Genomic DNA, 6,306 nt, shown 5'->3' with positions numbered 1-6,306 from the left:
TTGGGCGCTTACGATTATCCGCAAATTATTGCAGGAATTGGTTGTTTTGTTGAGAAGCAGATGGAACAATGATATAACTAAATCAGGTAAGGAAAACGCTTTCTTTTTTTAAAAGAATGTATTTCTCGTCTAGGTTCTTTCAATTTTGCTGTAAAAAAGTATCGAAAATTGAAAAATATACGATTGTATTAGGGGATTGCCGATTCTAATCGGCAAAAATGATTTGAAAATAAAAGAACAGAGGTGCCAATTAATCATGGAAAGTCAAAAAATTGAACAAGTTGAGCCATGTGTTGTTACAAAACACACGGTTGAAAAAGTACCTTTAAAGGATTTATTAAAAAAAATCGGCCCTAGTATTATTTTGACAGGGATTGTCTTGGGTCCTGGATCGATTACTACAGCTGCAATGTTAGGTTCAGATTATGGATATAAAATGCTCTGGTTATTAATTCCAATTGGATTTATGGGAATTGCTTTTATGATGACAACGTATCGTATTTCAGTAATGACGAATATGCCAACTATTGCAGCAATACGCCACTATTATGGAAAATGGGCGGCACGGATAGTGGGTATCACTACATTCTTATCATGTATGTTCTTTACAATTGGAAATATTTCAGGTACGGGTGCAGGTATGAGTTTGGTATTTGGTATCGACTGGCGTCTTGGAGCCATGATTATGATTGTTGCCATGTTGTATTGCTATTTTTCAAATGATTTTTTGGTATCTGATGATGATAATGGCAAGAAAATTTCTGAATTCATCCAAGCGCAATTGCAAGAACATTTATCAGGTCTAACCATTACCATTACGCCACAACCCAAAAATAATTTGAACCAATCACGTCGAGATAAGAACTATGAGTTGTCCCTTTCTGGTGGGATTGCTGGTAGCAGCGATTTGGATTCGTATTTTAATTTATATAAAACAGGATCAGCATATAATTATGGCGCCTATGATAATGCTGAGTATACGACTCTAGTTGAAAAAGCACGGACCAGAGATGCCAATGACCCGAACCAACAGTTTGCAGATTACAAACAAGCTGAAGAAATTCTCTTAACGCAAGATGCCGCGCAAGTACCTCTATACCAAAGTGCCTCTAATTATTTAATCAATCCGAAAATTAAAGGAATTGCCTACCATTTGTATGGAGACTATTTCAATTTGCGTGGAGCTTATATAGAATAAGGATATCCGAACAGGTGAAAGGAAGCGAAACAATGGTTCATTCAATAACGAAACGATTTATCCGGTATGCCAAATTAAATACACGCTCTGATGCATCTTCACATACCGTACCAACGACGAGAGGTCAAATTTCCTTTGCAGAACTATTAGCGGAGGAATTGCCCGAATTTGGTGTTGAATCGATTACGCACAATCGGGAAAATGGCTTTGTGACCGCAGTTTTAAAAGGAAATCCTGAAAAAACTGCAGTCGGATTTATCGCTCATCTGGATACGGCAGACTTTGCCAGTGAGCATATCCAACCACAAGTACACGAAAATTACGACGGTCAAGATGTTGTATTAAACAAAGAGAAAGACATCGTGATGACCGTCGCTGAATTTCCTAATTTAACAGACTATGTCGGTCAGACACTCATTACGACAGACGGTACAACGCTATTGGGTGTGGACGATAAAGCAGGCATTGTTGAAATATTTCATATGTTGGAACAAATCAAGCAATGGCCAAAAGAACAACGAGGGGATGTCTGGGTCGCATTTGGTCCGGATGAAGAGATTGGCCGTGGGGCAGATTTGTTTGATGCGGCTAATTTTCCGGTCGCCTATGCCTATACGATTGATAGTGGTCGCTTGGGCCATTTTGAATATGAGACATTCAATGCAGCTGAAGCCAAGCTTACAATCGAAGGCACGAGTGTTCATCCAGGGACTGCGTACGGTCGTTTAGTAAATGCATTGAAGATTGCTAATGCAATTGAGCAAAAATTACCAGCTGAAGATGTACCTGAATGCACGAGAGAACGAGAAGGATTTTACTTACTTAATCACTTGAATGGGTCAATTGGTCAAGCAGAAATGACCTATATTATTCGTGATCATGACCATGAGTTGTTCGAAGCGCGCAAACAAGCCTTGTATACAATAGTAGAAGAAATCAATGCCACCCTAGATCGCCCAAGGATTGCGATAACCATGCATGACCAATATTACAATATGCGCGACATTATCGATAAAGACCCACGAGCAGTCGACGTCGCTCTAGAAGCGATTCGAGCGGTAGGCTTAGAACCGATTGTCTCTCCATTTCGTGGGGGAACAGATGGATCTAAGATATCGTATATGGGAATTCCGACACCAAATATTTTTACAGGTGGCGAAAACTTCCATGGACAATATGAGTTCGTCACCGAAGAAGCAATGCTAAAAGTCAGTGAAACACTGGTGAAAATTGTTGAATTGAGTGGGAGATAAAAATAGAGTGTGACAAAAATCTGTCACACTCTATTTTTTCGTAGTTTGCTAATCCACTAATTTTTCTTTTGCTTTTTCAGGTAGGGCGCTGGCTTTGACTTCTTGATAGGACGTCACCCCTTTTTTATCATTATAGGTTACTTTTAAATAGGCCATCTTACGTAGTGGTTGCTCTTGGACTGTTGAAAAGGATAATTTCTTAGCTGATCCTTCATCATTATAACCAGTAAGCGAGTACTGGTAATCGACTAATGAGGTTCCTGATGCTGAAAAGACTTCTTTTTTTCCATCAGTCGTTACTTGAACATAATAGTCTTCGCCACTGAAAAAGTAGGCTTCTATTAATTTATAGCCACCAAAGGCAAGTAAGATTACTGCGAAAAACGCAACCATGATTTTTTTAAACATCTCATTCACACTCCATTTATTTTCTAAATTCAGTATAGCGTGTAGGAATTTTTTTTTTGATGCATTTAGCTAAAAAAAGACGAACAAAATTGTTATATCCAACAAATGTTTAAACAGGTAAACAGGTAATAATTGGCTATTTCATTTGTGAAATATGAAACAACGATTGTGAAAGACTCACGTATCTCTTAAAAATCAGGTGATAACAAGGTGGTTATAGGATTCTTCTTTGTGATGAAATTCACTTTTATCGTGTAGTATTACACGAATTGTAAACCTTTGCAAACGTTGATATATTAATGTTATACTGAATAAAACAGATAATTAATCTGTTAGAAAATACCCTAAAACCATAAAGATGATTGAGGAGGATTTTATGAAAGTTATCGTGATTGGATGCACACATGCTGGGACTTCGGCAGTGAAGACTATCTTGAGTGACCATCCGGAAGCAGAAGTAAAAGTATATGAAAGAAATGACAATGTGTCGTTCCTTTCTTGTGGGATTGCATTATATGTCGGCGGTGTTGTGAAGGATCCAGAAGGGCTATTTTATTCGAATCCACAAGAATTGACAGCAATGGGTGCGGATGTTCATATGGAGCATGATGTGACAGATGTCAATATTGCCAAGAAAGAAATCACCGTTCGTAATTTAAAGACGGATGAAAGTCATACAGAATCTTATGATAAATTAGTAATAACTACTGGCTCATGGCCAATTATTCCGCCGATTGATGGGTTGGATTTAGAGAATGTTCAATTATGTAAAAACTACAATCAAGCCCAAGAAATTTTTAAAAAGAAAGATGACAAAAAGAAAATTGTTGTCGTGGGTGGTGGCTACATCGGGATTGAGCTAGTCGAAGCGTTTGCTAATGAAGGTCGTGAAGTGACCTTATTAGATGGCTTAGATCGCATCTTGAATAAGTATCTTGATCCAGAGTTTACTGATATTTTGACAGATGAACTTGTCAATCATGGCGTCAATGTTCACTTAAATGAAATGGTCAAAGGCTTCTATGGTGAAGACGGCAAAGTATCGAAAGTAGTCACTTCAGCTGGTGAATATGAAGCGGACATGGTAATTATGTGTGTTGGCTTCCGACCAAATACTGAATTGGTGAAAGATCAAGTCGACATGCTGCCAAATGGTGCTATTTTAGTGGATAATTATATGCGAACAAGTGCGCCAGATGTCTTTGCTGCTGGTGATAGCTGTGCGGTGAATTACAATCCAAATGGTGGACATGCCTATATTCCATTAGCCACAAATGCAGTACGGATGGGCATGCTTGTCGGAAAAAATATTGCCGGTGAAACATTAAGCTACCGTGGAACCCAATCGACATCAGGCTTGCATTTGTTTGGCTACAATATTGGTTCGACAGGTGTCAATGATGCATCAGCGGGATTCTTCGGATTAGAGACACGTTCCGTTTACGTAGAAGATTTCTACCGTCCAGAGTTTATGCCGACGAATGAAAAACTATACATGAAGCTCGTTTATGAAGTGGGGACACATCGCATCGTTGGTGGACAAATTATGTCTAAATATGACTGTACCGCTTCAGCGAATACATTGTCTGTCTTTATTCAAGCGAAAATGACGATTGAAGACTTAGCTTTGACAGACTTCTTCTTCCAACCAGTATACGATCGTCCATGGAATTACTTGAATATTTTAGGACAAGCTGCGATGGCGCAAGAACAACAAATGGCAAAAGAAGAACAAGTGAACGCATAAAATATTGGGTCAAACGAGTCTTTGACTATGACTAATTATGTGCTCAAGAAATTAGTGATTTAAAATTAGCTACTAAAAGCCAGAAAATCCAAAAGTTTGAGAATAACTTACGGATTTTCTGGCTTTTCGCTGAATCATTCTGTATCAGTCTTTTTTTTTTAATCTCTTTGGAACAAGTCACGGGTGTAGACTTTGTCTTTCACATCATTTAGTGCTTGGTCAAAACGATTGGCGATGATGCATTGGGTTTGCTCTTTGAATTTAGCTAGGTCATTTACAACAAGGCTACCAAAGAAAGTAGAGCCGTCTGGTAATGTTGGTTCATAGATAATCACCGTCGCACCTTTGGCTTTGATTCGTTTCATGATTCCTTGGATGCTGCTTTGACGGAAGTTATCAGAGTTAGACTTCATGGTTAGGCGATAGACACCGATTACCACGTGTTTTTCGACGTTTGTATCGTAGGTGTTTTCTTCGTCGTAGCTATAGTAGTTTGCTTGATTCAAGACACGGTCTGCAATAAAGTCTTTACGGGTGCGATTGCTTTCAACAATCGCAGTAATCATTGTTTGTGGCACATCGTCATAGTTTGCCAATAATTGCTTCGTATCTTTTGGTAAGCAATAACCGCCATAGCCAAAGGATGGATTGTTGTAGTGTGTTCCGATACGTGGGTCTAGGCAAACGCCATCAATAATATCTTGCGTATTTAAGTCTTTCGTTTCGGCATAGGTATCTAGTTCGTTGAAGTAAGATACGCGTAAAGCCAAATAGGTATTGGCAAATAACTTCACAGCTTCGGCTTCCGTACAACCGATGAGTAGTGTCGGAATGGCTTGCTTAATCGCACCTTGTTGCAAGAGCGCGGCAAAATTTTCTGCTGCAACTTGGATGTCATGATCGCTTGGATCAGTCGAGACGATGATGCGACTTGGGTAAAGATTGTCATATAGTGCTTTAGATTCACGTAAAAATTCTGGGCTAAATAGAATTCGATTCGTTTGGTATTTTTGACGAACAGACTCCGTGTAGCCAACAGGAATCGTTGATTTAATGACCATAAAGGCATCTGGGTTTATTTTTAAAACTAGCTCAATCACCGTTTCGACCGCTGAAGTATCGAAAAAGTTGCGTTGGCTATCGTAATTGGTAGGGGCTGCAATCACTACGTAGTCTGCGTTTTTATAGGCTGATTCAGCATCGAGTGTCGCAGTTAAGTCTAACTCTTTGTCTGCTAAATATTCTTCCAAGTAATCATCTTGAATAGGTGATTTTTTTTGGTTAATTAAATCGACTTTTTCTTGGATGATATCGACCGCTGTGACATGGTTGTGTTGAGCCAATAGGACTGCGACAGAAAGGCCAACGTAACCAGTACCGGCAACAGCGATATTTAGCGGAGCGGGGCTTTTGATAACATCATCGCTATGGGCTAGAAAGACGCTCTCTGGTTCAAAGGCAAGGACTTGACCTAGTTTTTCTAACTGTGGAATTGAGGGGACAAAGGTTTCTTTTTCAATTCTCGAAATAAGGGCACGATTGATCTCAGTCTGATCTGCAAGTTCTTGTTGGGTTAATTGTAATTTTTTCCGCTTTGTAATAAGTAAATTAGCAAGAGTTGTGCTGGAAAAAGTTTTCATCATGAATCTCCTTTTGTTATTATTTATAACATTAATTATACAATAAATTAGTAAAAAGTG

The 6,306-nt window shown here is 38.9% G+C and carries 4 protein-coding genes and 2 pseudogenes; 4 read left to right on the top strand and 2 right to left on the bottom strand.

Annotated features, from left to right (window positions below):
* Positions 1-256 precede the first annotated feature (256 nt).
* The 3 genes and pseudogenes from HMPREF9088_RS12510 to pepT all read left to right on the top strand — a co-directional run.
* Positions 257-703 (top strand): annotated as a pseudogene (locus HMPREF9088_RS12510) (divalent metal cation transporter); the annotation flags it as partial.
* A gap of 24 nt (positions 704-727) precedes the next feature.
* Positions 728-1,198: pseudogene (locus HMPREF9088_RS11535) on the top strand (peptide ABC transporter substrate-binding protein); the annotation flags it as partial.
* 32 nt (positions 1,199-1,230) lie between these two features.
* Positions 1,231-2,451 (top strand): peptidase T, encoded by a 1,221-nt coding sequence (gene pepT, locus HMPREF9088_RS01200; RefSeq protein ID WP_040366028.1) that lies wholly within the window; start codon positions 1,231-1,233, stop codon positions 2,449-2,451.
* Between the two features lie 48 nt (positions 2,452-2,499).
* Here the strand turns inward: pepT and HMPREF9088_RS01195 are convergent, their stop codons facing one another.
* The gene (locus HMPREF9088_RS01195) at positions 2,500-2,859 is read right to left on the bottom strand and encodes a YxeA family protein (protein ID WP_007207269.1); all 360 of its coding nucleotides are present in this window, start codon (positions 2,857-2,859) and stop codon (positions 2,500-2,502) included.
* Between the two features lie 376 nt (positions 2,860-3,235).
* On the opposite strand from HMPREF9088_RS01195, the gene HMPREF9088_RS01190 reads away from it, so the two are divergent.
* A complete protein-coding gene (locus HMPREF9088_RS01190) occupies positions 3,236-4,606 on the top strand; it encodes an FAD-dependent oxidoreductase (RefSeq protein ID WP_040366027.1) in 1,371 nt (456 codons plus the stop codon).
* A 158-nt stretch (positions 4,607-4,764) separates the two neighbouring features.
* Here HMPREF9088_RS01190 and HMPREF9088_RS01185 read toward each other — a convergent pair whose 3' ends face one another.
* Entirely contained in the window at positions 4,765-6,246 is a 1,482-nt protein-coding gene (locus tag HMPREF9088_RS01185; protein ID WP_040366024.1) for a nucleotide sugar dehydrogenase, read from the bottom strand.
* Between the last annotated feature and the right edge of the window lie 60 nt (positions 6,247-6,306).

Origin of the sequence: Enterococcus italicus DSM 15952 (assembly GCF_000185365.1) — a bacterium.
In the GTDB taxonomy this organism is placed as follows: Bacteria; Bacillota; Bacilli; order Lactobacillales; family Enterococcaceae; genus Enterococcus_G; species Enterococcus_G italicus.
This window is presented reverse-complemented; position numbering and strand designations above follow the sequence as displayed.